Here is a 24,046-nt window from a genome sequence, read left to right as displayed (position 1 = left end):
CGGGCCCCGCAGTATTGATGAACAATGGCTGATTATTACCCGCTGATCGCACGTGCCATCGCCGGCCTGGATCCCAATGCTCCAGGCGAGAGCCGCCGTGCGCTCTATGAGCGGGCCCGCACCGCGCTGATCGCGCAATTGCGCAGCGTTCAGCCGCCGCTTTCCGAATCGGAAATCACCCGCGAGCGGCTGTCGCTCGAAGAGGCCGTCCGCAAGGTCGAATCGGAAGCCGCCCAGCGCGCCCGCGAGGCCAGTCGGGGCGGCGGTGCCGTCCGTGGCCCCGACGCTTTCCGCCGGGCCAACGCCCGGCCGCCGGAAGCCCAAGGCGGTTCTTCTCCGGGTGCGCCACCGCCCGGTGGTCCGCCCCGCCAGCGTCCGCCGTCGCCAACGACCGGACGCGAGGGCCGGCCGCCGCTTGGCCAGGACGAACAACGCCCGCCGCGTAATCTGCGCCCCGACGCGCCGCCATCGGGTGCGCCGCGCCCCCAGGCGCCGCAAATCCCGATGCAGGATCCCGGCCTGCCGCCGCCGCCCCCTCTGCCCCCGCGCGGAGCTGTTCCCCGTCGCGGTCCCCAAGACGGTGGCCCGCAGCCGCCCGGCATGACCGGCTTTCGCGACCTTGCCGCCGACGCCGACGATCTCGGCCGCGCCGCAGCGCAGGCCAATCGCGCCGCTCGAAAAACCTATGCCAACGTGCCCTCGCCCTCGCCGGAATTCGACCGGCTCGAGCCGAGCATGGAAAACCGCGGCGCCGATCCCGACGCGCCCTATTCGTACGACGAATCGCTGGAGGAGGCCGACCGTTACGCCGACAGGCCGCCGCTACCGCAGGCCGCGCGCGAGCGTCCGCGGCTGCCGCCGGACCGCGAGCCGAAGCCGGCGCGCGCCCGCGCCGGCGCAGCATTTCCGTTCAAGAGCGCGATTGCGGTCGGCATCGTGCTCATTCTGGTCGGCGCCGGCATTTTGTGGGGCAAGTCGGCTGTCACCGCGGTCAGCAGCCTGTTCAAATCCTCCCCGGTGACGGAAGCGGCGAAGGATCCGGCCGCGCCGCAGTCGCGCCCGAAGATCCCCGATCGCGTCGGCCAGCCGGGTAGCGAAATGGCGCCGGTGGCACAGCGCGTCGTGCTGTATGACGAGGACCCGTCCGACCCCAAGGGCAAGCAATATGTCGGCTCGGTGATCTGGCGCACCGAACCGATCAAGGCGAGCGGCAACCAGAAGGCCGACGTCGCCGTGCGCGCCGACATCGAGATTCCCGACCGCAAGTTCAAGATGACGATGTCGTTCCGCCGCAACACCGATACGTCACTGCCGGCGAGCCACACCGCGGAACTGACCTTCATCCTGCCGCAGGATTTTTCAGGCGGCGGCGTCGGCAACGTGCCGGGCATTCTGATGAAGTCCAACGAGCAGGCACGCGGCACGCCGTTGGCCGGCCTCGCGGTGAAGGTCACCGACGGCTTCTTCCTGGTCGGCCTCTCCAACGTCGATTCCGACCGCGCCCGCAACCTGCAGCTCCTGAAGGAGCGCTCCTGGTTCGACGTGCCGCTGGTCTACGTCAATCAGCGCCGCGCCATCATCGCGATCGAAAAGGGTTCTCCCGGCGAACGCGCGTTCAACGACGCGTTCGCGATCTGGGGGGAGTAGCCGGCGAGAGCGCATCGGGGCGCTCCCAAGCTGCAGCGGATATTCGTTGAGTCTTCAATCGATCTTCAGATCGATTGCCGCAAGGCGAGGCAAATCATCCGACAAAACAAACGGCCTCAGCCGCTGCGCGCGGCTGAGGCCGTTTTGGGAATTGATGCGCGGTTGTCAGCTCACTCGCCGGCGGCGGCGCGCCTGCGCGGAACGTTGTCGCGGTCCATCACCGCGCGGCAGCCCGGGCTGACATTGGCGCGCTGCTTGTGCATGCAGGCGGTGATACGTTGCACGTTGGGGATTTCATGGCCGCACAGCCGCATCGCATCGCCGGTGCACATCTGCTGGGCGTCCGACGCAAAGGCAGGGCCGAGGCCTGCGGAAAATGCCGTTGCCGCGACGGCGATGGCGGAGAAATGTGCTGCTCTGCTGACACGACGAAAGATCATCGATGCGTTCCCCAAGGTTGCGCGCGGTGCTGGCCGCTTTCGTTCGGGGGCGCTGCACGCGGCTCGCACGGCCGCACGCGTCATCCATCACTCAGGATGTCACCCGGTGTGGTTGCTCGAATCTGCCGATGTTCGAATCAAAAAGTGCTGCGCCGCCCCGCATTAATTATGCGCTAATGATTCGAAGCTGCAATGGCCCGCATCAACACTTCTTTGACTGTTGCGTGCACGCCACGTCGATCGCGGCGAGAGATGAGCGACGATGCGGCATTTTTTTGGAAACGCCAGCGAGGGTGAGCGGAAGCGCTGCGACGCACAGCACCGACTATGGTCGGCATCGTGCGGACCCGTTCGCCCGCGCACGCCGAGGCGATCGCTGCAATTCCCGGGGCGTCCCGACGCCGGCCTTGCCGGCCGGTTGCCGGAACGGACAGGCTCGCCGCCTTCGGCGTCGTAAAACTCAGTAGAAATGCGGGGTTTCACGGTTGTCGAACAACCACCCGTTAGGGAAGCCGGGGTAGCATGAGCGGCTATTGCTCGCACCGGGCCCATGGATGACGTTCAGGGCTGCGTGGGAGCAAAACGGTTGCCGGCACCGGGCTTTCGAATGGCGATGCTTGTTCGTTCCGCTGCCGATGGATCCACGAACACCGCGGCCTCCTCGCGATGGCACGGCGGCGACAAGGGAAGCGCTCGGGATCGTGGGCGTGAGGGCATGACGCGAACTTGCCGAGATAGGACCAGGCGGCGAACCGGCGCGGAGGCGGCATAACCATGCCCGCCGCTTCGACGGACCTGCGCAAGGAACTGAACGGCGCCGAGGAGGATGGCCCGGAGCACGACGCCCGGATCTTCGGCGAGGTGACCGACCTGTTCCTGTCCAATGTCGGACGTCTTGGCGAGTCCCAGATCGCGGCCGTCGACGGCGTCCTCGCCCACCTGGTCGGTCGGGTGGAAGCGGAGACCGTGATCCAGCTCAGCGAGGCGCTGTCCGCCATCGACCGGGCGCCGGTCCAGACTGTCCGCAGGCTCGCGTTCCACGAACAGCCGCGGGTCGCGGCACCCGTGCTGCGAAGCTCCGCCTGCCTGTCGGACGCGGACCTGCTCGAGATCGTCAAGAGCCGCAGCCAGCAGCATCTGCTGGCGATCTGCCTCCGCAAGACGCTCAACGAGGCGCTGACCGACGCGCTGATGCGGTTCGGCGATGTCAACGTCTCCAACGCGCTCGCCCACAATACCGGTGCGTGCTTCTCCGAATGCGGCTATGCGACGCTGGTCGGGCGGGCCGAGAAGGACGAGGGGCTGGCGGAAAAGCTCGGCGTCCGCCTGGACATCCCGGGCAACCTGCTGAGGGAATTGCTCGGCAAGGTCGCCGACGTCGTCCGCGCGCGTTTCCTGACCGCGTCGCGGCCGGTGGCGCGCCCGAAAATCCAAACCGCCGCCGGACCGTCCGCCGCGCCGCGCAACAAGATCGACTACACCCAGGCGCACGACGAGGTCGTGGCGCTCAACCGCACCGGCAAGCTGAACGATTCGACCGTCAACCGCTTCGCGGTGCGGGGTGAGTACACCTATGTGGTCGCTGCGATTGCGCTGAAGGCCGATGTCAAGGTCGAAGCCATCGAACCGCTGCTCGATCCCGACCGCGTCTACGGGCTGATCGTCGCCTGCAAGGCCGCCCGGCTGACCTGGTCGACCACGACCATGATCGTCCGCAACCGGCCGAACTGTCCGCCCTCCACCGACCGGGAACTCGAACAGTGCGTGGCGATTTATGAGACGCTGCTGCTGTCCGTGGCGCAATGGACGATCCGTTGGGGTTCCGATCAGCTGCTTGCCCGGAAGGGCGAACTGGTCGCGGCGTCTGGCAGGTAGGGATCCATCCACGCGCGACGCGAACCGGCGCCTTTCTTTCCCGGTCCCTGAGAGTCTAGAAGCGTTCCGGCCTGATCACGAACACATCGGACAAGGTGACGAACCCGATCCGGTCCTGGATGGCGGCAAAGACGGCGTCTATTACCTCGTCGGCGCGCGAGGGATCGACGATGCAAAGTACCGCCATCATGTTGGTGGCGTCTCCGATCTGGCCTTGCGAATGCCAGGCATTCTGCAAGCCGCGGCCTTCGACGATGGGCAGCACGGAATAGCCGGGGACGCGTGCCCGGTCGAGCGTGCTGACGAGCGTTCGCATCAGCGGCGCTTCCACGACGATATCGATGCGCTTCTTCAAATGATACTTCTTCATGGCGTAACCCGTCCTGTAGGATCAATGCGCGATCTGGCGAGCCGTCGCGATGTACAGCGGAATGCCGACCAGCAGGTTGAAGGGAAACGTCACGCCGAGCGACAGCGTGAGTGCGAGCGCGGGATTGGCGGCCGGCAGCGCCAGCCGCATCGCCGCTGGCGCTGCAATGTAGGAGGCCGAGGCGGCGAGCGTAATCAATACCGCGGCGCTGCCCGCGGACAGGCCAAGCAAGGCCGCCATCGCGGCGGCGATCGCCGCGCCGATCAGCGGCATCACCACCGCGAATGACGTGACCGCGAACGAAAGATATCGCCAGCCCTGCCGGAGCCCGCGTCCGGCGACCAGACCCATGTCGAGCAGGAACAGGCACAGCACCCCGGCGAACGGATCGAGGATGAACGGCTTCAGCATCGTCACGCCTCGCTCTCCCGTGATCGCGCCGATAGCGAACGATCCGAGCAGGATGAAGATCGATCCGTTGAAGGCGACTTCCCGGAAGAACTCGCCGCTCCCCTGTTCGGACTTGCGCTCCCGATTGGCGATCAGCAACGCGGCGAATATGGCGGGAGTTTCCATCGCGGCGGCGACCGCCACCAGATAGCCGTCATAGGGGACCGCCAACTGGTTTAGCATCCCGGTCACGGCGGCGAAGGTCACCGCGGAGATCGAGCCGTAATGGCCGGCAATCGCGGCGGCGTCGATCGCGCTCAGGCCGGTCGTCGCGCGCAGCAGCGCATAGGCGATGAATGGCATCGCGAAAGACAGCGCTACGCCGGCCGCGATCGCCGACAGCAACGGCGCGGTCAAGCCGTGATGGCCGACCTCGGCGCCACCGCGAAAACCGATCGAGAGCAGCAAATACAGCGCGAGGAATTTGGCCACCGCCTCGGGGATCGACAGGTCCGACCTGGCCCATACCGCCAGCAATCCCAGCACGAAGAACAATACCATCGGTGACAGGAGATTTTGCAGTCCCAGGCTAAGCATCGATCTCCATCCCGTTTGAAAGCGGACGCGGCAGCGCCACGGCCGCCTCGCTACAGGCTTTGCCAAGTCAATGGAAATTGATAACTGTTAGTTCTGAGATCAATTATTTCAATGATGGGCCCGATGCCGAAATCGCTGACCAATCTCGATCTCGACCTGGTGCGAACATTCGCGACGATCGCGGGCACCGGCAGTTTCACCCGCGCGGCGGAGATCCTGCGGCGCCAGCAGTCGACCATCTCGCTGCAGGTGCAGCGACTGGAAATTGCGCTTGGCCAGAAATTGATGGAGCGCAGCCCGCGCGCCGTCAGGCTGACGTCGGAAGGCGAGACGTTCCTGGGCTACGCGCGCCGCATGCTCGACCTCAACGACGAGGTCGTTTCCAGGATCAACGAGCCGCAGATGCATGGCACCGTTCGGCTCGGCACACCGGAGGATTTTGCCACCCGGCATCTGCCCGACGTGCTGGCCCGCTTCACCCAGGCTTATCCGGCCGTGGCGCTTGAGGTGACATGCGACCTCACGCTCAATCTGCTCGAACGCTTTCGCAAGGGTGCCTTTGACCTGGCGCTGATCAAGCGCGAACCGGCCGCGGCGCAGTCCGGCGGCATCCGGGTCTGGCGGGAGCCGCTGGTCTGGGTGATGTCGGACCGCGACTTCCGCGCCGCCGAGGGGCCGTTGCCGCTGGTGGTCTCGCCCGCTCCATGCGTTTACCGAAAGCGCGCTACCGAAGCGCTGGATCGCGCCCATCGCGCCTGGCGCATCGCCTATACCTGCGGCTCGCTGGCCGGGTCGATCGCGGCTGTCAGGGCCCGGCTGGGGGTCACGGTCCTGCCCAAGGACATGGTCCCGCCCGGCCTGCATGTCGTCGACGGCGCGCCGCTGCCGGATCTGAAGGATACCGAAATCGCCCTGCTGCACCGGGACCGTTTGTCCGTCCCGGCGCGGCGACTGATGGAACATGTGGTGAAGTCGCTTGGGTGAGTGTGGCGTCGTCGCCGGGACGGGGAACCGCTTGACTCACCGCCGACAGAATTTGAAATAGCGGCGGCTGAGGACTGGATGCTTTGCTGCACTCCGTTCCGGCATTGGCGGAACCATTTTCCGCTCAAGCAGTAAGTCAGGCTTTCCGGTGCACACGCCCGCGCAGAGGTTGCCATGAAGCGTTATCTGATCTTCGGGGCCATCGGCCCGCTCGTGGGCGGATTCTTGATGCTGTTCGCGACCACGGTGACCTCGGGCTACTGGCACGACACCAACTGGTCGGAGATCGGTAAATTCCTCGGCGCCTTCGTCAAGACGCTGCAATACAGCTACCTGTTCGGCATCATACCGGCGCTGATGGTCGGCGCCATCGACGACATCCTCTATCACGTCAGGCGCATCCCGCCCGCGGTGCGGATGCTGATCGTGGCTGCCATCGGCTTTGCCGCTTCGTCGTTGCTCTACGGTTCACGCGGGCCGGATGCCGGCATCACGCAGTTCCTGCTCTACGGCCTCGTGGGGATGGCGCCCGCGCTGCTGTCGTCCTGGCTGGCGCATAGATACGACGACGCGCCGCAGGCCGCGCATTCGACCTGATGGGTTTTCGGCCGCTCGTTTCTGGCGTTGCGTTACGAGTCCGAATGGAACCGGACTTGCACCCGCCCGCGTCAGGATTTTCCTGACCGGTGCCGCCGATATACCACTTGGCAGGACTACAGCGCGCTGATCCGATCGGGAATGCAAATTAAGGAGCGCATAACGTTGTTCGTTATCGCCGGCAAAAAGGAGTCGCGGGCGACAGTGATCGCGAGGTTAGGAACCTTGCTTTCCTCCGGCTCGAGCCGCCCCAAGGAGGGCTTCTGGCTTTTCGCGGCCCTCGTTCTCACGGCGGCCATTCCGGTCCTCCTTCTCGGGGGATGGATGGCCTATATCACCGCCGATCAGGAGCGAAACTACGCGCGCAAGGCCGCCACCGAGGCGCTGACACAGGTCGCGCACCGCATCGAAGGCGAGATTTCCCGTGAGGTGCAGGTGGCCGAAACGCTTGCGAGTTCCGTCGCGCTCGATCATGGAAATCTGCGGGATTTCTATCTCGAAGCAACGCGGATCGTGGCTAGCCGCCCGCTATGGGAAACCGCCGCGCTGACGAGGCCGGATCAAGAGCAGGTCCTGAACGTGCTCCGGCCGCTCGGTGCTCCGCTTGGACCGGTAACCGATACCGAAAGCTTCAACGCGGTTGTGCGCACGCGAAAGCCGGTGCTCGGCGGGCTCGGCCCGTACCAGGCCGCCATCGGCAAGCAATTGGTGTCCCTGCGCGTTCCCGTCGTCAGGGATGGTGAACTCCGCTACGTCCTGACGATCGGCCTGCTGCCTGACCAGATCAGCACGATTCTGGGCCAGGCCGGATTGCCCGAAGGTTGGGCGGGCACCGTCATTGATGCCAGGGAAAAAATGGTTGCGCGCACGCCGGACGTCAAAGTTGCCAAGGCGGCCGCCACGACACCGGCCGTACAGGAAGCCATGGCGCGCGGCGGCTCGAACTCGGCGCGAACCCAGACCCGCGAGGGTGTCGATGTCGAAACTGTTCACCGCGTGCTCGCCGGTACGGATGGATGGTCGGTCCACGTTGGCGTGCCCGTGTCGGAGTTGAATGCACCGGTATCCCGTTCGTTGCGGCTGCTGTTCAGCGGCACGGCGGCCAGTGTTGGGCTTGCCATTGCCCTCGGTCTGGTTATTGCCAGAGAAATTGCCCAACGGCGCCGAATGGAGTCGCTTCAATCGGCGGCTGCGCTGCTGGATAGCGAAAAGCGCGGGGCGCTCGCGGTCGATGCGGCCGAACTCGGCACGTGGCGCTGGGATCTATCCGCCAACGAGTTCATCGGCTGCAGTCGATTTTGCGCGCTGCTGGGCCTGGCGGCCGCGCGATCGGGAGAAACCCGATTTCCGGCCGAGCGGATTTTCGCGCAGATCGAGTCGCCGCACCGCGTCGCGCTGACTTCGTTCGCCACCGACTGCCTTGAGAGTGGCAGATCCGGCAGCGTCGAGTTCCTGGTGCAGTCCGACGACCGCGGGGAGTACTGGCTGCGCGCGGCGGGAAGGGCGGAGGGGCCGCCCAACCGGCGTCACGTTATCAACGGCGTATTGGCCGACATCGATATTCTCAAGCGCGCGGAGACTGAACGGTCTCATTTGCTGCGACGACTAGCCTCGGCGCAGGAAGAGGAGCAGCGCCGCATTTCGCGCGAGCTGCACGATCAGATCGGTCAGACGGTGACCGGGCTGTCTCTCGGACTGAAAGCGCTGGAGCAGCGATTGGCCAAAGGCACGAGTGAAGAGGGGGCGACGGCGCAGGTGCGTTGGCTGGAGCAGCTTGCGGCCCAGATTGGTCGCGACATTCATCGTACGGCGTCAGACCTGCGGCCGACGGCCATCGATGATCTCGGCCTCTTCAAGGCGATCGAGGCCTATGTTGCGGAATGGCAAGAGCGCTACGGCATTCGCGTCGATATTCAGACGTTCGGGCGCGACGATGCTCTGCCAGCCGATGCGGCGGCGGTGCTGTACCGATTGATTCAGGAAGGGCTGACCAACGTCCTGAAACATGCCAGCGCAAGCAAGGTCAGCATCGTACTCGAGAAGAAACCGGAAAGCCTTGCGCTGGTTCTGGAGGACAATGGCGTTGGCTTTGACCCGGAGACCGTTGGCCGGATTGCGTCAGGCCCCGGTCGGACGCCGGGCTTGGGTCTTTCCGGCATGAAGGAGAGGGTTGCTCTCCTCGGCGGCACAATCGCCTTCGAATCCGCACCTGGAAAGGGGAGTACGATCTTTATCCAGATTCCGCTGCAGGCGTCGGAGACCATCGCGTGACGCCGGTTCGTATCGCATTGGTTGACGATCATCCCGTGGTTCTCGCGGGCATTCGGGCGCTGCTGCAGGGAGTGCCCGAGGTCGAACTCGTCGGCGAAGCCAGCACAGGGGCTACGGGCCTGAAGGCCATTCGCGACTGCGCGCCGGATATCGCGGTTATCGACCTGTCATTGCCGGATATCAGCGGGATGGAGCTCGCGCGCCAGGTGACGAGGCACTGCCCGGACGTCAAGATCATCGTTCTTACGGTCCATGAAGATCGGGCGTATGTGCATCCGGTGCTCGAGGCCGGCGCGAGAGGATATCTGTTGAAGCGATCGGCTGGGGAAGAATTGCTCCGCGCGATCCGGGACGTCAATCGGGGGAACGTCTACCTCGATCCGGCGATAGCCGAAAGAACGGCGATGAGCGCGCCTTCATTCGCCTTGCCGAGCGAAGAGGCCGGCGGCGAACTCAGCTGGCGCGAAGAGGACGTGCTTAAGCTGGTGGCGCAAGGTTTCAGCAACAAGCAAATCGCCGGCCAACTTGATGTCAGCGTCAAGAGCGTAGAGACGTACAAGGCGCGCGCGGCTGAGAAAAAGGGGCTTGATAGCCGTGCGGATATCGTCCGCTTCGGTATCAAGCAGGGCTGGCTGGCGCCACCCAACTGAAGCCAAGCTGTACGACCTGGGGCATGATCCGGAAAAATGTGAAGCGGCTTTCCGAACAGATCATCCTCAAACAGCAACCTGAAGCGCGATGGATGATTCATCCCGATCTCATCGCGGTTTAGCGTCAGGAATTACCTGTCAGAACGATCCATCCCGCGGCGTGTTGCCGACATGTGCGCACGCAAGCCGCAGCGGAAATGGTTCACGTGGCGGATCCCCTCAATTGGCGTGCCCTGAAACAGGAGCGTTCAGATGACTTCATGGAAAATTGTCGCAGTCACGATCTTGCTAGGCGCATCGGCGACGATCTCGCCGGCCGCGGCGGCGCCGATGGCGCCGGTAGCCGGGCCGGAAATGCTGGCCGCGTCGGCATTTCCTTTGACAAGCGTGCAATACCGCCGGTGGCATCATGGGAATCGACGCTGGCACCATCGCCGCCACTACGGGCCCGGGGCGGCGGCACTTGGCGGGCTGGCCGCAGGCGCTGTCATTGGCGGTGCGATTGCCAACAGTCAGGCTCGGGCGAACGACGCGATGACCTATTGTGCGCAGCGCTATCGTTCCTACGATCCGGCCTCCGGCACCTATCTGGGATATGACGGCAATCGCCATTCTTGCCCGTAGGCGCGCGCCGCGCGGGGTTGCATGCTTTCTGCGGCCCCGCACATCCGCGTGCGACCAATCGCTTCCCTATCTGGCGACTGCAGGCGCCCCGACGGCCCGCAGATCGCTGACGGGCACACAGCTTTTCTTCCGGCGTTGATTGCGCGGCGCACCCTGGACCTTCAGGATCTTGCCAGCCGAACAGGAGCCGTTGTCGACATAGGCCGTGGAGTAGGGGTCCATTATTGGCGGCTCGTAGGCATGGAGTTTCTGGGCGAACGACGGCTGTGCCGCGAACGGGATCGCCACAAGCACGACGAGACAGGCGGTTTGCGCAGCCTCGCGGTAAGCCTGGAGAGCCCACGGCCTGCCTCGCGCGTCGACATGTCATCGATCCCCTTCAGTCGGGCGTGCCCCGGCTGTCAACTGCGGGTCACGCGATCTGCTGTGGATGACATCCGTCACGGGTATGAGATGCCGGGCATAGGTTTCCCGCAGCCTCCTGATCAGTTCGAAAGTTTCTTCCGACGTCTGCAGGCCGAAGGTCCCGTCCCTGCGGTCGAGCAAACCGACGTTGCAAAGCCCCTCTAGTGCTTTTGCGGTTTCGCTTTCGTTGGCGTAGATCCGCGCAGCAATCTGCGAGATGCCCCACCGTTTCTCCGGGGTAGCCCATATCAGCAGCAAGGCTTCGATCTGCGCAACCGAAGCAATGTGGTTCAAAAGGAAGTCGCGGATATCGTCCGGGACGTATTGCGTTGCCATATTAGGGGCTGATGTCGTGTGTTCGAGCATGACGGATATCTCAGTCCGCGATCATCGTTTTGCCGGATGATGGACAGAGCAAGTTCGCTTGCCTAGGCCGGGCAAGTTCACTCAATCGCTGCGCTGCGCTGCGCTGGCGCGGCTTGGAGCACCGTGCTCTCTGCTTGCAAGGAGGCAGGTTCTGCTTCCAGCGTAATGCGCGCTGCCGCGCGTTCATATTCCTCGACGAGCCGCTGCAGTTTCGACGCAAATTTTGGATCCGCGGCGCCAATCGCGAGGCGTTTAAAGAAAAAAGCGCGATCGCTCAGTTGCTTGCTTTGGATCTGCTTGAGTGACTTTTCGTTCGCCTGGTCCACCGTTTACCCCTGGAATGATGCATGCTCATGCCTGTTAGTCCCCATCCTAGGCCCCAATTCCGCATCGGCGCGTCAGGAAAAACCTGTCAATGCGCCTGTCGTGCTTGGCCTGACGCGGGGAGGGCTGAAACGCTTACGGCAACGGTGACCCGGTCTCACGAAGGCTTGCTGGGTCCCGGCGCGAATCGTTGTCGCAGACCAGGCAGATGGCCCTGGAAGTCAGTCGGCCGTTGACACCCAGCCGTTCGTAGCGGTGCGGCGTTCGTTCCGAACACGGTATGCAATAGGCTGACGGTTGCCTTTCGACTGTTTTGCTGCAGAACATTCAAACCCCCATGATGTTGTCGTGCAGAATCTTGTGGCCGGATCGCCCCGATAATCCTTTCGATCATTATCATCGCCGCTGGAAGCGAAAGGCTGGGCAAACTCCCGATCATGATCGCGTCGATCAGCAGTGATGCGGGAGTATGCCCAGCAAGTTATCTAGTCCTTGGTTGTCAGAAGCTGGATTGTGACGAAACCGAAGATGAGCGCTGCGGAGATCAGTGCCTGTTCGCGAATCGCGGAGCCGGGAACGTCGAGATAGTAGTGCGCGGTGTATGCCAGCGTGTATGCCACGAGCGTTGCGCTTCCGATTGCGAAGAAGAATGAAAATGCGAGATAGGCAAGCTTTCCCATCAGCGGTCACCTTTACTGCTGGCACGCCGAGAATGGCCGTGGCGGCGCCGTTTGGTTTTCCTTCGTGCCCGATGCTTTCTTGGCGTGCGGCATATTAGGGCGAGCCCGGATCCTGAAACGTCAGGAAAATCCTGTCAGAAGCGACAAGTCGGCCGCGCAAATCAAAACGGCGGATCTTTCGATCCGCCGCCGGTGATGCAGTATCGTCGCGTGATGAAATTTCACCTGCCGTTGGCGCGGCAGCGGCCGTAGGGACCGGGGTACCAGCCGCGCGGGCAGGCGTGCAGCCACGGCCTGGCGTAGTTGCGTCGGCAGCCGCCATAGGGACCGCGGTGCCAGCCACGGCCGCAGCCGCCGGCGACCTCGATGACGTCGCTGTTGGTCGCGGGCGCGAGCGGCGCCAACGGCATCCCATGGGCGACGCCGGCCATCATGCCGAAAGCGAAAACGGTGGCGATCAGTCTGTTCATCAAATCTCTCCGATGGGTTCAGCCGGATATCGCGATCAGCCGCCGGCAAAGGCGATGCCGGCGCGGACCTCGCCGATGGCCCGGTCGATCAGGCCCATCGCCTTTTCGCGGTGACCGCCCTTGTTCGGCGTCGCGGCGACGAGTTCAGCGCGCGCCGATTGCAACAGGCCGATGCTGGCGGTCATGTGCGGCTGCGCACCGATGGCGTAGCCGATGCCCATGCTGGCGGCGATCGCAGCGCCAAGCAGCGCCTTGCGGGCGAAGGATGTCGTCATCTCCTGGTCTCCTCTGAGGTGTTAAAACGCCGACGATTCCGCTTGCGGGAATGCGGCGGCCCCGGCGGCCGCTGTCGCCGCACGGATAAGCCCGGCTCGAGGCCGCGTCTTGGACTGGCAAGCGCCGAAGGATTTGAGATTTGGACTGTCCGGCGCTGTTTTCTTCACGGCGGCGTGTTGCTAGGCTCGCTTCAGCCGGCATTCATCCGCCAGTTGCAAGACTGTCCACGTTGCCATCAGAACCTTCCGCCGATGCCCGTCCTCAAGAAAGCGCTGTCGACCGACATGCTGCCGCAGGGCCTGAGCGAGCGGCAGCGCTTCATGTATTTCGCCGAACTGTTCGAGCATTTCTCCAACACCGGCGAACTCGATCCGGCCGGGGACGTGCCGTTTCGCGCGGCGATGAACTCGATCCATGTCGGCACCACCATGCTCGGCCGCTGCGACGGCACCTTCACCACGGTGCGGCGCGACAGGCGGCAGGTGCTGGCGACCAATGACGACCGCTATTGCCTGGCGCGCAACACCGGCAGCCGCGAGTCCCGCGTCACCCATCGCGGCCGCGAGTTCGTGCTGCGGCCGGGATCGATGGCGCTGCTCAGGCTTGACGAGCCGTTCTTCGCCGCCGACGGCATGAACGAGAAGCGCTTCACCAATGTGCATCTGCCGATGGCGACGCTGAAGGCTCTGGTCGCCGGCGTCGACGATCTCGTCGGCCGCGAACTGGCGCCGGGCGGGGCGCTGTCGCTGGCGATGGATTACAGCGATCTGTTGTTGCGACATCCCGGCGCCGTCGACGAGGCGGGCTTTGCCATCGCCAGCCATTTGATGGATCTGGCGGCGCTCGGCCTCGGCGCCCGCGGCGATGTCGCCGGCGTAGCCCGCCGTGCCGGCTTGCGCGCGGTGCGGCTGCAGGCGGTGCTGATGATTTTGGAGAAACGTTTTACCGAGCCGGATTTTTCCGCGCAGAAGCTCGCCGCCGCCGCCGGCCTGTCGGAGCGCTACGTCAACGAACTGCTCTATGAAGCCGGCGCCAGCTTCACCCTGCGGCTGTTGGAATTGCGGCTGCGCAAGGCGGCGGACCTCTTGGCGCGGCCCGCCGGGCGACGCATCAGCGACATCGCCTTCGATTGCGGCTTCAACGATTTGTCCTACTTCAACCGCTGCTTCCGCCGCCGTTTCGGCCTGACGCCGACGTCGGCAAGGGGGCGGTAGCGTTTCAAGCGAACCATGCCCTCGGACCTGGGGGTGGACGCTGGTTGGCGTGAAGCTAACGCGTCAAATCGAAGGCTGATCGAGCGATAATTTGACGCAACTTGTGCCTCGTATTGGCGTTACCATCTGATGACCATGGCAAACGATGATATCTATACGCCGCAGCGTTCCCGCAGCGGCAGCGAACGGCCCTTCCGCGAACGCGCCACAGGACGCGCGCAAGGGCGCGGGCCTGTCATCGACCAGGACGGGCGGGAAATCCCCGACGCCGGCCCGCGTGCCCAGTTCGAAGGCTTCCGGTTCGATTTTGGTCCTGGCGGCGCCAATCCATTCGGCGACCTGACCCGTGAGCAGCGGCTGGCGCGGCTCGATGCCATCGCCAAATTGCTGGATGTCGCCTTCGTCGTGCCCGGCACCAATTTCCGCTACGGCATCGACGGGCTGATCGGCCTGATCCCGGTGGTTGGCGACATCATCACGACGGCGATTTCGCTATGGCTGGTGCGCGAGGCGCGGGCGCTCGGGGCGCCCTGGCACATCACGGCGCGAATGCTCGGCAATGTCGCGGTCGACGGGGTCGTGGGCCTGGTGCCGGTCGCGGGCGACGCCTTCGACGTCATGTTCCGCGCCAACGTTCGCAACATGCGCATGCTCAAGCGCTGGCTCGACAAGCAGCCGCGCTGACAAAAAAGCCCCCGGAGACCAGCTCCGGGGGCGCTTTATTTGATATCCGAAAGCTCAGGCCGCGTCGGCCTTATCCTCAGCGTCAGCGGCCGGGCGCGGACGGCGTTCGAGCGGGAAGGCTTCGCTTTCATAGAGCGACCGGATGCCGCTTTGGTCGAAGCGGGCCTCCTCGACCTGCAGGTAGGCGCCGTTCAGCGAATCCGCCGGCAACTCCTCGATCGCGAAGCGAACCGCTTCCGCCGCGGTGCCGAAACGCCGATAGGCAAACCCGGCCCGCTTCTTCTTGCGGATCGCGGCGGGAAACAGTTCGGCGGAGGTGTTGTAGCTGAATGGACGCATGGACAGTGACCTCAATCTTTTTCGGCTCTTGCGTGTGAGCAATGGGGATTGGATGACGGTGGGGCCACGATGGCGGGCCGCGCCGTGCAGTCATTTCAACAGCCAATATAAGCTTATTTGACGGAAATGCGACCCCTGAAGCAGCAGATCGGGGGTGATGATGAATCCACGCATGGCTGCGGGAGGCATAAATTTAGTCAAGTTTTTTCAATGATTTAGCGGGTCAGATCTTGCCAAGGAGCAGCAGGATCAGCAGGACGACCAAAATCACCCCGATCAGCCCCATCCCGGAATGGCCGTGGCCGTAGCCATACCCCCTGAAGCGGCCGGAAAAGCCGCCCAGCAGAATGATGATCAGGATGATGACCAGTATCGTCCCAAGCGACATGGCGAGCTCCCCTAACAGCCCGCGGGAGCGTCCCCAAACGCGACCGCGACCGGATCAAAGCATGTTTTGGGCCACAAGTCGTTCGCTTCCTTCTCCTCTTGTAGGAGAAGGAAAGGAGAGTCACTTCTTCGTCTCGTCGATCGGCAGCACCTTTAGCGGCGTCGCATAGGGCTCGACGCGGATGCTGTCGCGGGCGATCAGGCCGATCTTGTGCAGCGGCGCCTGTTCGAGATCGCCGCTGGCGGATTTGCGTACCGCATATTGCCACGCGCTCATCGAGCCCTTGGCGACCAGCATCTTGGCGATGCCTCCGGCGTTCTGGCCTTCGATCTGGGCAAGATCGCCCTCGCTGATCCCGATCACGATCTCATCTTTGGACGTGATAATCTTGAACAGAGAAACCTTGTCCGCGGCGAAGGCAGGCTGGATCACGGCGCTCTCCATGATGAGGGTGGCTGCGCCGATACCGAGCAGCAGGCGTTTGGAAATGTTCATTTCGAAATTCATCCTTGTCTGCACGCCGGGCAGACAGGAAAAATCGCCCCATCAAACAGAAACCCCGCGCGACCAGTTCTTGGTCGCGCGGGGTGCAAACAGGTTCGAGCGTTACTGGAACTATTTCGGCTGCAGCTTCAGCGCCGCCGAGTTGATGCAGTAGCGCAGGCCGGTCGGGCCCGGGCCATCAGGGAAGACGTGGCCCAGATGACCGTTGCATTTCGAGCACAACACCTCGGTGCGGATCATGCCGTGGCTCACGTCGCGCTCCTCGTCGACATGGCTGTCCACGGCGGGTGCCGTGAAGCTCGGCCAGCCGCAGCCGGAGTCGAACTTGGCATCGGATTCGAACAGCGTCTGGCCGCAGCCGGCGCAGGTATAGGTCCCTTTGCGGTGCTCGTGCTCATATTCGCCCGAGAACGGCCGCTCGGTCGCCTTCTCGCGCAGCACCGCGTACTGCATTGGCGTCAATTCCTTGCGCCATTCGGCCTCGCTCTTGACGACCTTGGGGGATGTTTTGGTCTCGGACATTTAGCCTCCTCAGTTCGTAGCCTTCGCGCTGCTGACCAGCGTTGGCTTCTCGATGTAGTTCTCCGCAAAGATCTTCTTCAAATTCTCGATCTTCGGGATGTCGTTGAACGCTATATAAGGCTGGTTCGGGTGCAGCGTCAGATAGTCCTGGTGATAGTCTTCCGCCGCATAGAAGGCCTGCAGCGGGCCGACCTTGGTCACGATCGGCTTCTTGTAGACCTTGGCGGCATTGAGCTGGGCGATATAGGCCTCCGCCACCTTCTTCTGTTCGTCATTGGCCGTGAAGATCGCCGAGCGATATTGCGTGCCGGTGTCCGGGCCCTGCCGGTTCAACTGCGTCGGGTCATGCACGACGGAAAAGAAGATCTGCAGGATCTTGCCATAGCTGATCTTTTTCGGATCGTACTTGATCTCGACCGCCTCGGCATGTCCCGTGGTCCCGGTGCCGATCATGGTGTAGTTCGCAGTCATCTTGCTGCCACCGGAATAGCCGGACACGGCGTTGAGCACGCCCGCGGTGTGCTGGTAGACGCCCTGCACGCCCCAGAAGCAGCCGCCGGCGATCACAGCGGTCTGGATGCCGTCGGCGGCCTGAACGTCGACCGCGGGCGGCGGAATGATGACGGCTTCCTCGGCGGCGCGCGACGGGCTGATGGCGACCGCGGCGATGACCAGCGCACCGACGGCGGCAGCGCACAGGGACAGGCGTCTGAGATGGCGAGGGGACATGGTTTCCTCTTTCGGCAATGGTTGAAGGGCAGTCTAGAGCGGGATCGGCGTTTCGCAATCGGCCCTGATCGTTCCGATGCCACAGATACGGCGCGATGGCCTGATTGTTACAGGCCCGCGCCACACGAGTTCGTGAATAAAGCGCCGTCTGCGCAAGGCCTTAAGGGAGACGGTTAAACTGCGCCTGACCGCTGCAGGCGTTGTTTTGCAGAATGAACCCCCGGCCGCGCGCCGCGACCGAAATCCATGCACCGGAGCGATCCATCGATGTTGCGGGCCTTGTTGCTCGGTCTCGTCATGCTTGGCGCCACAGGCCCGGCGCGGGCGGCCGTCGATATCGATACCTGCCGGAACAATACGGCGGAACCGGTGGCGCGGCTGGCGGCCTGCGAAAGCGTGATCGCCGACGAGAAGATCACCGGCCCCTCGCGGGCGGCCGCGTTCTGGTATCGGGGCGACAGCCTGATGAAGAAGCGCGATTACGACGGCGCGATCGCCGCCTTCAGCGCCTCCCACGAGATCGCGCCGCAAAATACCAACGTCATCAACGCGCGCGGCATCGCCTACAGCTACAAGGGCGACGACGAACGGGCGCTGGCCGATTACGATCTGTGTCTGCAGCTCCGTCCAACCTTCGGCAGCGCCTACAATAATCGTGGCCTGATCTTCATGCGCCGTGGCGAGCTGCAGCGGGCGCTCGATGAGTTCAACCTGGCGGTCAAGCACGTCTCCAACGACCAGAGCCGCTATTTGCACCACTATAACCGGGGCCGGCTGCAGGGATTGCTGAAGGCCTATGACGCCTCGCTCGCCGACTTCGCCGAGGCGCAGAAGATCAACCCCGACGGCCCGCAGGTCCCGGTCTACCGCTGCGTGACCTATATCGGGATGGGCAGGTTCGACGACGCGCTGGCGGACTGCAACACGGCGCTGGCAAAGTCGCCGAACAATGTCTTCGCGCTGGCCAGCCGCGGCAATGCCTATCTCGGCAAGGGCAATCTCGATGCTGCGCTCGGCGATTACGAGGCTGCGCTCAAGATCAACCCGAACTATGTTCGCGCCTATGTCGGGCGCGGCCAGTTGTTCGAGAAGCGCCGCAACCTCGCCGCCGCCCGCGCCGATTACCGCACGGTGGCCAGCGCCGTGGCGGCGCGGCGCGAGGACATTGACACCACGCTGGCCCGCGCCGTCGCCAAGGCGCGGCTGGAAGCCCTGCTGGGCGCGGCCGCGCCGGCGCCTGCCGGCAAGGTTTTGCCGTCGGCGCCCCAGCCGACGGGGACGCGCAAGGTCGCGCTGATCGTCGGCAACGGCGCCTATCAGAGCGTCGCGCCGCTCGCCAACCCGCCGCGCGACGCCAAACTGATCGCGTCGACCTTTCGCGAACTCGGCTTTGCCACGGTGACGATGGCGCCCGATCTCGGCCGCGACAAGTTCTTCGCCGCCCTGCACGAATTTGGTGTCGAGTCCGAAAAGGCCGACTGGGCGGTGGTCTATTATGCCGGCCACGGCATGGAGATCGGCGGCGTGAACTACCTGATCCCGGTCGACGCCCGGCTCAAGGCCGACAGCGACGCTGAAACGCAAGCCGTCGCGCTCGAGCAGGTGATCGCGTCCGTCGCCGGGGCGAAGAAGCTGCGCCTGGTCATGCTCGACGCCTGCCGCGACAACCCGTTTGAAAAGACCATGCAGCGGACAATTGCGCTGAAACTGGTGAACCGCGGCTTTTCCAATATCGAGCCGGAAGCCGGCTTCATGGTGGTCTATGCCGCCAAGCACGGCGAGACCGCCCTCGACGGCGATGCCCTCAACAGCCCGTTTGCTACCGTTCTGGCGCGCGTCATCAAGGAACCGAAGATCGAAGTGAGAAAACTGTTCGACATCGTCCGCGACGACGTCTGGAAGGCGACCAACCGCGCCCAGCAGCCGTTCACCTACGGCTCGCTGCCCGGGCGTGAGGATTTTTACTTCGTGGGGGGAAAGTAGCTGCTCCTCAAGGATGAGGACTTCCTTGCCGTGCGAAGCTACACCACCACGCTCAGCCGTTTCGCCGCCCGCGTAATCCCGGTGTAGAGCCATCGCGCCCGGCTGTCCTGAAACGCAAAGCTTTCGTCGAACAGCACCACGTCGTCCCATTGCGAGCCCTGCGACTTGTGCACGGTCAGCACATAGCCGTAGTCGAACTCGTCATAGGGCTTGCGCTGGTCCCACGGGATCGCGTCGATGCCGCCCTCGAAGCAGTCGTGGCGCACCGAGACCTTGGTAACCTTGTGGCCGAACTCCTCGTCGGGCGACAGCCGCATGGTCAGGATCTTTGACTTGCCCCGCGGCTGGGTGCGCGATTTGACCCGCCACAGACCGCCGTTGAACAGCCCTTTCTTGCGGTTGTTGCGCAGGCACACCAGCTTGTCGCCGGCCACCGGAAACGGGTCCTCGATGTTCTGCTTTTGCCGAACCCGCATGTTGTAAGCGCGGCGGGTGTTGTTGCGGCCGACCAGCACCTGGTCGGCGCCCATCACGCGGTCGGGATCGAGTTCGCTACGCGGCACCACCTCGCTCTCGCCATGGCGGCCGATTTCGAGCTCGCGACCTTCGCGAACGTCCATCGACATTCGAACGATCGGGTCGTCCTGGGCCTGGCGGTGCACCTCGGTCAGCATCGAGTCCGGCTCGCAATCCGTGAAGAAGCCGCCGCCCTGGATCGGCGGCAATTGTGCGGGGTCACCGAGCACCAGCAACGGACAGTCGAACGACATCAGGTCGCGGCCTAGCTCGGCATCGACCATCGAGCATTCGTCGATCACGATCAGTTTTGCCTTCGAGGCCGGTGCGTCGTCCCAGAGCTCAAAGCTCGGCTGTTCCACGCCGGATTCCTTGGCGCGGTAGATCAGCGAGTGGATCGTCGAGGCGTTGTCGCAGCCCTTGTTGCGCATCACCAGTGCCGCCTTGCCGGTGAAGGCGGCATATTTCACCTCGCCGTCGACGCCCTCGGCGATGTGCCGCGCCAGCGTGGTCTTGCCGGTGCCGGCATAGCCGAACAGCCGGAACACCGGCGGCGTGCCGCCTCGGCCGGGCTTGGCTTTCAGCCAGTCGGCAACGGCTTTCAACGCGGCATCCTGATGCGGGGTGAAGGAGGTCATGGTCAAGGTGAGGGAGGGGCGCCGGCGGACCGCCGACTCACGAATACCCGAAACTAACCATTGCAAAGGCCAGTGCAAGCCACTGCAGCGCACACACCGCGTCCGGGAAAACGAAAGCATTTTCAGGCTGTTCTGCAGGCGTGCCGGGGAGGGCGGCGTCGCTTCTCGTTGATCTAGCGCAAAGTACCGCGGTGGAGGCCCGTTTAGACATGTTCCAGGACAACGGCGTCCCCCGGGGATTCGCGCATCTGTGCGACCCTCTCCGCTAACTTTTGGGGGCACGGGCTTCAGCTCGTGAAAAGCATGCCAGTGTCGCGACGCGCATTATTGTCGGCCTTTTTTCCTTCGGCGCCCGCCGATGCCGCGGTCGATTCAAGCGCCTGTGAACAGCCGAGGCTCGTGGCGACCGTCTCCACCGCGAACATCTGCGTCGAGAGACACGGGGTGAGCTGTCGGCGTTGCGCGGAAGTCTGCGACCACTCCGCTATTCGAATCCCCGCCCGGGAACGCAAGGGAGCGGTCATCGATGCCGCGGCCTGCACGGGCTGCGGGGACTGCGCCCCGGTCTGTCCCGTCGAGGCGATCGCGATGCTGCCCCGCGAGCGGGCCGAGCTCGCATCCGAAGTGGCGAGGCTGGTGGCCGGTCATGGCTAATTCCCAGAACATCTGCGGTGTTGCCGTGTATCTCGCACCGGGCGCCGGCGCGGATCTTACGGCCAGAATACAGGCGCTGCCGGGCGTCGAGCTGCAGGCGGCCTCCGGCGAGCAAAGGCTGGCGGCGACCGTCGTCGACACGCCGACAAGCATGGCGATCGATCAGATTGCGGCCATTCATCGCATGCCCGGCGTGGTCGCCGCCTCGCTGATCTTCCATGCGGTCGATGAGGCGGACGGCGGGGCCGAGCCCTTTGACGACAATCCTTGCGAAGACAATGCGGCGTGCGGTGCAGGCACCGGACATCGCGTGTCAACCGGACCGACAGAGATTCGTTAAGCGGAGAGCGAACGATGGACAACCAATCCACCGATACCCATGAACGACAGACCACGCGTCGCGAGGCGTTGAAGGCCGCGGCTGCGGTCGCTGCCGCTGCGACGATCGGAGTCACGCTGCCCGACACGGCGGGGGCTCAGACCGGCAAGACCGACGGCATCAGGTGGGACAAGGGCGTCTGCCGCTTTTGCGGCACCGGTTGCGGCGTCATCGTCGGCACCAAGAACGGCAAGGTGGTTGCGACCCAGGGCGATCCCGATGCGCCGGTGAACCGCGGTCTCAACTGCATCAAGGGCTATTTCCTGTCGAAGATCATGTATGGCGAGGACCGGCTGACCCAGCCGCTGCTGCGCATGAAGAACGGCAAGTTCGACAAGAACGGCGAGTTCGCGCCGGTTTCCTGGGACGACGCCTTCAAGATCATGGCCGAGAAATGGAAGGCCGCGTTGAAGGCGAATGGCCCGTCATCGGTCGGCATGTTCGGCTCCGGCCAGTGGACGATCTGGGAAGGCTATGCCGCCGCCAAGCTGCTCAAGGCGGGGTTCCGAACCAACAATCTCGACCCGAACGCGCGCCATTGCATGGCCTCGGCCGTCGCCGGCTTCATGCGGACGTTCGGCATCGACGAGCCGATGGGCTGCTATGACGACATCGAGCAAACCGACGCGTTCGTGCTGTGGGGCGCCAACATGGCGGAGATGCATCCGATCCTGTGGTCGCGTCTCACCGACCGCCGCCTGACGCATGAAGGCTGCGAAGTGCACGTGCTGTCGACCTTCGAGCACCGCTCGTTCGAACTGGCCGACAATTCGATGGTGTTCACGCCGCACGGCGACCTTGCGATCCTCAACTACATCCAGAACTACATCGTCAACTCGGGAGCGATGAACAAGGATTTCGTCGAAAAGCATATCGAGTTCGCTTCGACCGTCACCGACATCGGCTACGGGCTGCGTCCAACGCACGCGCTCGAAGTGAAGGCAGTAAACGCCTCGCACAAGGCGGGCAAGGACGGCGCGCTGGATCCGGCAGGAATGAAGGACAAGATCGGGCTCGACGAATACAAGAGGCTGCTCGAGCCATACACGCTCGACTACGCCGCCAAGGCGTCCGGGGTACCGAAGGAGAAGCTCGAGCGGCTCGCCAAGCTCTATGCCGATCCGAAGAAGAAGATCATTTCCTACTGGACCATGGGCTTCAACCAGCACACGCGCGGCACGTGGGCCAACAACATGATCTATAACGTGCACCTGCTCACGGGCAAGATCGCGGAGCCGGGCAGCGGTCCGTTCTCGTTGACCGGCCAGCCGTCCGCGTGCGGCACCGCGCGCGAGGTCGGCACGTTTTCGCATCGTTTGCCGGCCGACATGGTCGTTACGAATCCCAAGCACCGCGCCGAGACCGAGAAGGTCTGGCAGCTCCCCGAAGGCACGCTGCCGGGCAACGTCGGCTATCACGCCGTGCAGCAGCACCGCATGCTGAAGGACGGCAAGCTCAACGCCTACTGGGTCCAGTGCAACAACAACATGCAGACGGCCCCGAACATGAACGAGGAAGGCTACCCAGGCTACCGCAATCCGGCCGCCTTCGTCGTCGTCTCCGATCCGTATCCGACCGTCACCGCGCTGGCCGCCGACCTCATCCTGCCCACCGCGATGTGGATGGAAAAGGAAGGCGCCTATGGCAACGCCGAGCGGCGCACGCAGTTCTGGCGGCAGCAGGTCAAGGCGCCGGGCGAGGCGCGCTCCGACCTGTGGCAGCTGATGGAGTTCTCGAAGCATTTCAAGCTCGAGGAAGTGTGGCCGGAAGAACTGATCGCCAAGAAGCCCGAATGGCGCGGCAAGACCCTGTTCGACGTGCTCTATGCCAATGGCGAGGTGAACAAGTTCCCCGTCACCGAATGCCAGAAGGGTTATGACAACTCCGAGAGTGCGGCCTTCGGCTTCTACGTGCAGAAGGGCCTGTTTGAGGAATACGCCAAATTTGGTCGCGGCCATGGGCACGATCTGGCCGACTTTGAGCAGTACCATCAGGCGCGCGGGCTGCGTTGGCCGGTCGTCAACAACAAGGAAACGCTGTGGCGCTTCCGCGAAGGATACGATCCCTACGTAAAGCCGGGCGAAGGCGTCTCGTTCTACGGCAAGCCCGACAAGAAGGCGCGCATCATCTTCTGCCCGGTCGAGCCGGCCGCCGAGTCGCCGGACAAGGAATTCGACCTGTGGCTGTGCACCGGCCGCGTGCTGGAGCACTGGCATTCCGGCTCGATGACGCGCCGCGTGCCCGAACTGCATCGCTCCGTGCCGGCGGCGACGCTGTTCATGCATCCGGACGACGCGGCCGATCGCAAGCTGCTGCGCGGCCAGCCGATCAAGATCCAGACCCGTCGCGGCGAAGTGGTGACGCGGGTGGAGACCAAGGGACGCAACAAGCCGCCCCGCGGGCTCGTCTACTTCCCGTTCTTCGACGAGAGTCAACTCGCCAACAAGCTCACGCTTGATGCGACGTGCCCGATCTCGAAAGAGACGGACTTCAAGAAGTGCGCCTGCCGCGTGGTTAGCGCCTGATCCGG

The 24,046-nt window shown here is 63.9% G+C and carries 27 protein-coding genes; 13 read left to right on the top strand and 14 right to left on the bottom strand.

What is annotated here, in order from left to right; genetic code table 11:
* The first annotated feature begins 24 nt into the window (after window positions 1-24).
* Window positions 25-1,647, top strand: a complete 1,623-nt coding sequence (locus QUH67_RS29345; protein WP_300942985.1) for a hypothetical protein — start codon at window positions 25-27, stop codon at window positions 1,645-1,647.
* Between the two features lie 170 nt (window positions 1,648-1,817).
* Here QUH67_RS29345 and QUH67_RS29340 read toward each other — a convergent pair whose 3' ends face one another.
* Window positions 1,818-2,087 carry a hypothetical protein gene (locus QUH67_RS29340; RefSeq protein WP_320416107.1) on the bottom strand — a complete coding sequence of 90 codons (270 nt, stop codon included), beginning with the start codon at window positions 2,085-2,087 and terminating at the stop codon, window positions 1,818-1,820.
* Between the two features lie 774 nt (window positions 2,088-2,861).
* On the opposite strand from QUH67_RS29340, the gene QUH67_RS29335 reads away from it, so the two are divergent.
* Complete coding sequence (locus tag QUH67_RS29335) at window positions 2,862-3,962, top strand: DUF2336 domain-containing protein (RefSeq protein WP_300942984.1); 1,101 nt, start codon at window positions 2,862-2,864, stop codon at window positions 3,960-3,962.
* Between the two features lie 55 nt (window positions 3,963-4,017).
* Here the strand turns inward: QUH67_RS29335 and QUH67_RS29330 are convergent, their stop codons facing one another.
* Both QUH67_RS29330 and QUH67_RS29325 read right to left on the bottom strand, forming a co-directional pair.
* Window positions 4,018-4,332: a P-II family nitrogen regulator gene (locus QUH67_RS29330; protein ID WP_300942983.1), complete on the bottom strand. Its 315-nt coding sequence runs from the start codon at window positions 4,330-4,332 to the stop codon at window positions 4,018-4,020.
* Between the two features lie 21 nt (window positions 4,333-4,353).
* Complete coding sequence (locus QUH67_RS29325) at window positions 4,354-5,319, bottom strand: sodium-dependent bicarbonate transport family permease (protein ID WP_300942982.1); 966 nt, start codon at window positions 5,317-5,319, stop codon at window positions 4,354-4,356.
* Between the two features lie 123 nt (window positions 5,320-5,442).
* Here QUH67_RS29325 and QUH67_RS29320 point away from each other — a divergent pair, with 123 nt between their 5' ends.
* The 5 genes from QUH67_RS29320 to QUH67_RS29300 all read left to right on the top strand — a co-directional run bounded on the left by QUH67_RS29320 (window position 5,443) and on the right by QUH67_RS29300 (window position 10,445).
* Entirely contained in the window at window positions 5,443-6,303 is an 861-nt protein-coding gene (locus QUH67_RS29320; RefSeq protein WP_300942981.1) for a LysR substrate-binding domain-containing protein, read from the top strand.
* 174 nt (window positions 6,304-6,477) lie between these two features.
* Window positions 6,478-6,900, top strand: coding sequence for a DUF5413 family protein (locus QUH67_RS29315; RefSeq protein ID WP_300942980.1), 423 nt, complete (start codon window positions 6,478-6,480; stop codon window positions 6,898-6,900).
* 165 nt (window positions 6,901-7,065) lie between these two features.
* On the top strand, window positions 7,066-9,171 hold the full coding sequence (locus QUH67_RS29310) for a sensor histidine kinase (RefSeq protein WP_300942979.1): 2,106 nt from the start codon (window positions 7,066-7,068) through the stop codon (window positions 9,169-9,171).
* On the top strand, window positions 9,168-9,821 hold the full coding sequence (locus QUH67_RS29305) for a response regulator (RefSeq protein ID WP_300942978.1): 654 nt from the start codon (window positions 9,168-9,170) through the stop codon (window positions 9,819-9,821). Before QUH67_RS29310 ends, QUH67_RS29305 begins: the two co-directional genes overlap by 4 nt.
* A 252-nt stretch (window positions 9,822-10,073) precedes the next feature.
* Window positions 10,074-10,445, top strand: coding sequence for a BA14K family protein (locus tag QUH67_RS29300; protein ID WP_300942977.1), 372 nt, complete (start codon window positions 10,074-10,076; stop codon window positions 10,443-10,445).
* Window positions 10,446-10,811: 366 nt separating this feature from the next.
* Here QUH67_RS29300 and QUH67_RS29295 read toward each other — a convergent pair whose 3' ends face one another.
* The 5 genes from QUH67_RS29295 to QUH67_RS29275 form a co-directional block, all read right to left on the bottom strand.
* A complete protein-coding gene (locus tag QUH67_RS29295) occupies window positions 10,812-11,216 on the bottom strand; it encodes a hypothetical protein (RefSeq protein WP_300942976.1) in 405 nt (134 codons plus the stop codon).
* Window positions 11,217-11,293: 77 nt separating this feature from the next.
* Window positions 11,294-11,542, bottom strand: coding sequence for a hypothetical protein (locus QUH67_RS29290; protein ID WP_300942975.1), 249 nt, complete (start codon window positions 11,540-11,542; stop codon window positions 11,294-11,296).
* 483 nt (window positions 11,543-12,025) lie between these two features.
* On the bottom strand, window positions 12,026-12,220 hold the full coding sequence (locus tag QUH67_RS29285) for a hypothetical protein (RefSeq protein WP_300942974.1): 195 nt from the start codon (window positions 12,218-12,220) through the stop codon (window positions 12,026-12,028).
* Between the two features lie 221 nt (window positions 12,221-12,441).
* Window positions 12,442-12,690 carry a GCG_CRPN prefix-to-repeats domain-containing protein gene (locus tag QUH67_RS29280; RefSeq protein ID WP_300942973.1) on the bottom strand — a complete coding sequence of 83 codons (249 nt, stop codon included), beginning with the start codon at window positions 12,688-12,690 and terminating at the stop codon, window positions 12,442-12,444.
* Window positions 12,691-12,725: 35 nt separating this feature from the next.
* Complete coding sequence (locus tag QUH67_RS29275; protein WP_300942972.1) at window positions 12,726-12,965, bottom strand: hypothetical protein; 240 nt, start codon at window positions 12,963-12,965, stop codon at window positions 12,726-12,728.
* 252 nt (window positions 12,966-13,217) lie between these two features.
* Here QUH67_RS29275 and QUH67_RS29270 point away from each other — a divergent pair, with 252 nt between their 5' ends.
* On the top strand, window positions 13,218-14,180 hold the full coding sequence (locus tag QUH67_RS29270) for an AraC family transcriptional regulator (protein ID WP_300942971.1): 963 nt from the start codon (window positions 13,218-13,220) through the stop codon (window positions 14,178-14,180).
* A 129-nt stretch (window positions 14,181-14,309) separates the two neighbouring features.
* Window positions 14,310-14,864, top strand: a complete 555-nt coding sequence (locus QUH67_RS29265; protein ID WP_300942970.1) for a DUF4112 domain-containing protein — start codon at window positions 14,310-14,312, stop codon at window positions 14,862-14,864.
* 54 nt (window positions 14,865-14,918) lie between these two features.
* Here QUH67_RS29265 and QUH67_RS29260 read toward each other — a convergent pair whose 3' ends face one another.
* From QUH67_RS29260 to msrA, 5 genes are all read right to left on the bottom strand, one after another.
* Window positions 14,919-15,203, bottom strand: coding sequence for a hypothetical protein (locus tag QUH67_RS29260; protein ID WP_300942969.1), 285 nt, complete (start codon window positions 15,201-15,203; stop codon window positions 14,919-14,921).
* A 223-nt stretch (window positions 15,204-15,426) separates the two neighbouring features.
* Window positions 15,427-15,591 carry a DUF3309 family protein gene (locus QUH67_RS29255; protein WP_300942968.1) on the bottom strand — a complete coding sequence of 55 codons (165 nt, stop codon included), beginning with the start codon at window positions 15,589-15,591 and terminating at the stop codon, window positions 15,427-15,429.
* Window positions 15,592-15,711: 120 nt separating this feature from the next.
* Window positions 15,712-16,086, bottom strand: coding sequence for a hypothetical protein (locus QUH67_RS29250; protein ID WP_300942967.1), 375 nt, complete (start codon window positions 16,084-16,086; stop codon window positions 15,712-15,714).
* A 120-nt stretch (window positions 16,087-16,206) separates the two neighbouring features.
* Window positions 16,207-16,617 carry a peptide-methionine (R)-S-oxide reductase MsrB gene (gene msrB / locus QUH67_RS29245; RefSeq protein ID WP_300942966.1) on the bottom strand — a complete coding sequence of 137 codons (411 nt, stop codon included), beginning with the start codon at window positions 16,615-16,617 and terminating at the stop codon, window positions 16,207-16,209.
* 9 nt (window positions 16,618-16,626) lie between these two features.
* Window positions 16,627-17,346, bottom strand: a complete 720-nt coding sequence (gene msrA / locus QUH67_RS29240; RefSeq protein ID WP_300942965.1) for a peptide-methionine (S)-S-oxide reductase MsrA — start codon at window positions 17,344-17,346, stop codon at window positions 16,627-16,629.
* 267 nt (window positions 17,347-17,613) lie between these two features.
* Between msrA and QUH67_RS29235 the strand changes: the two genes are divergently transcribed.
* Window positions 17,614-19,329, top strand: a complete 1,716-nt coding sequence (locus QUH67_RS29235; protein WP_300942964.1) for a caspase family protein — start codon at window positions 17,614-17,616, stop codon at window positions 19,327-19,329.
* A 38-nt stretch (window positions 19,330-19,367) separates the two neighbouring features.
* Here the strand turns inward: QUH67_RS29235 and QUH67_RS29230 are convergent, their stop codons facing one another.
* Complete coding sequence (locus QUH67_RS29230) at window positions 19,368-20,483, bottom strand: ATP-dependent DNA helicase (protein WP_300942963.1); 1,116 nt, start codon at window positions 20,481-20,483, stop codon at window positions 19,368-19,370.
* A gap of 303 nt (window positions 20,484-20,786) precedes the next feature.
* Here QUH67_RS29230 and QUH67_RS35040 point away from each other — a divergent pair, with 303 nt between their 5' ends.
* From QUH67_RS35040 to napA, 3 genes are read left to right on the top strand one after another with little or no spacing between them, the layout of a single operon-like run.
* Complete coding sequence (locus QUH67_RS35040) at window positions 20,787-21,137, top strand: 4Fe-4S dicluster domain-containing protein (RefSeq protein WP_407080364.1); 351 nt, start codon at window positions 20,787-20,789, stop codon at window positions 21,135-21,137.
* Entirely contained in the window at window positions 21,130-21,477 is a 348-nt protein-coding gene (locus QUH67_RS29225; protein WP_300942962.1) for a chaperone NapD, read from the top strand. Before QUH67_RS35040 ends, QUH67_RS29225 begins: the two co-directional genes overlap by 8 nt.
* A gap of 14 nt (window positions 21,478-21,491) precedes the next feature.
* Window positions 21,492-24,041, top strand: coding sequence for a nitrate reductase catalytic subunit NapA (gene napA / locus QUH67_RS29220; protein WP_300942961.1), 2,550 nt, complete (start codon window positions 21,492-21,494; stop codon window positions 24,039-24,041).
* Window positions 24,042-24,046: the final 5 nt, after the last annotated feature.

Origin of the sequence: Bradyrhizobium roseum (assembly GCF_030413175.1) — a bacterium.
GTDB classification, from domain to species: Bacteria; Pseudomonadota; Alphaproteobacteria; order Rhizobiales; family Xanthobacteraceae; genus Bradyrhizobium; species Bradyrhizobium roseum.
This window is presented reverse-complemented; position numbering and strand designations above follow the sequence as displayed.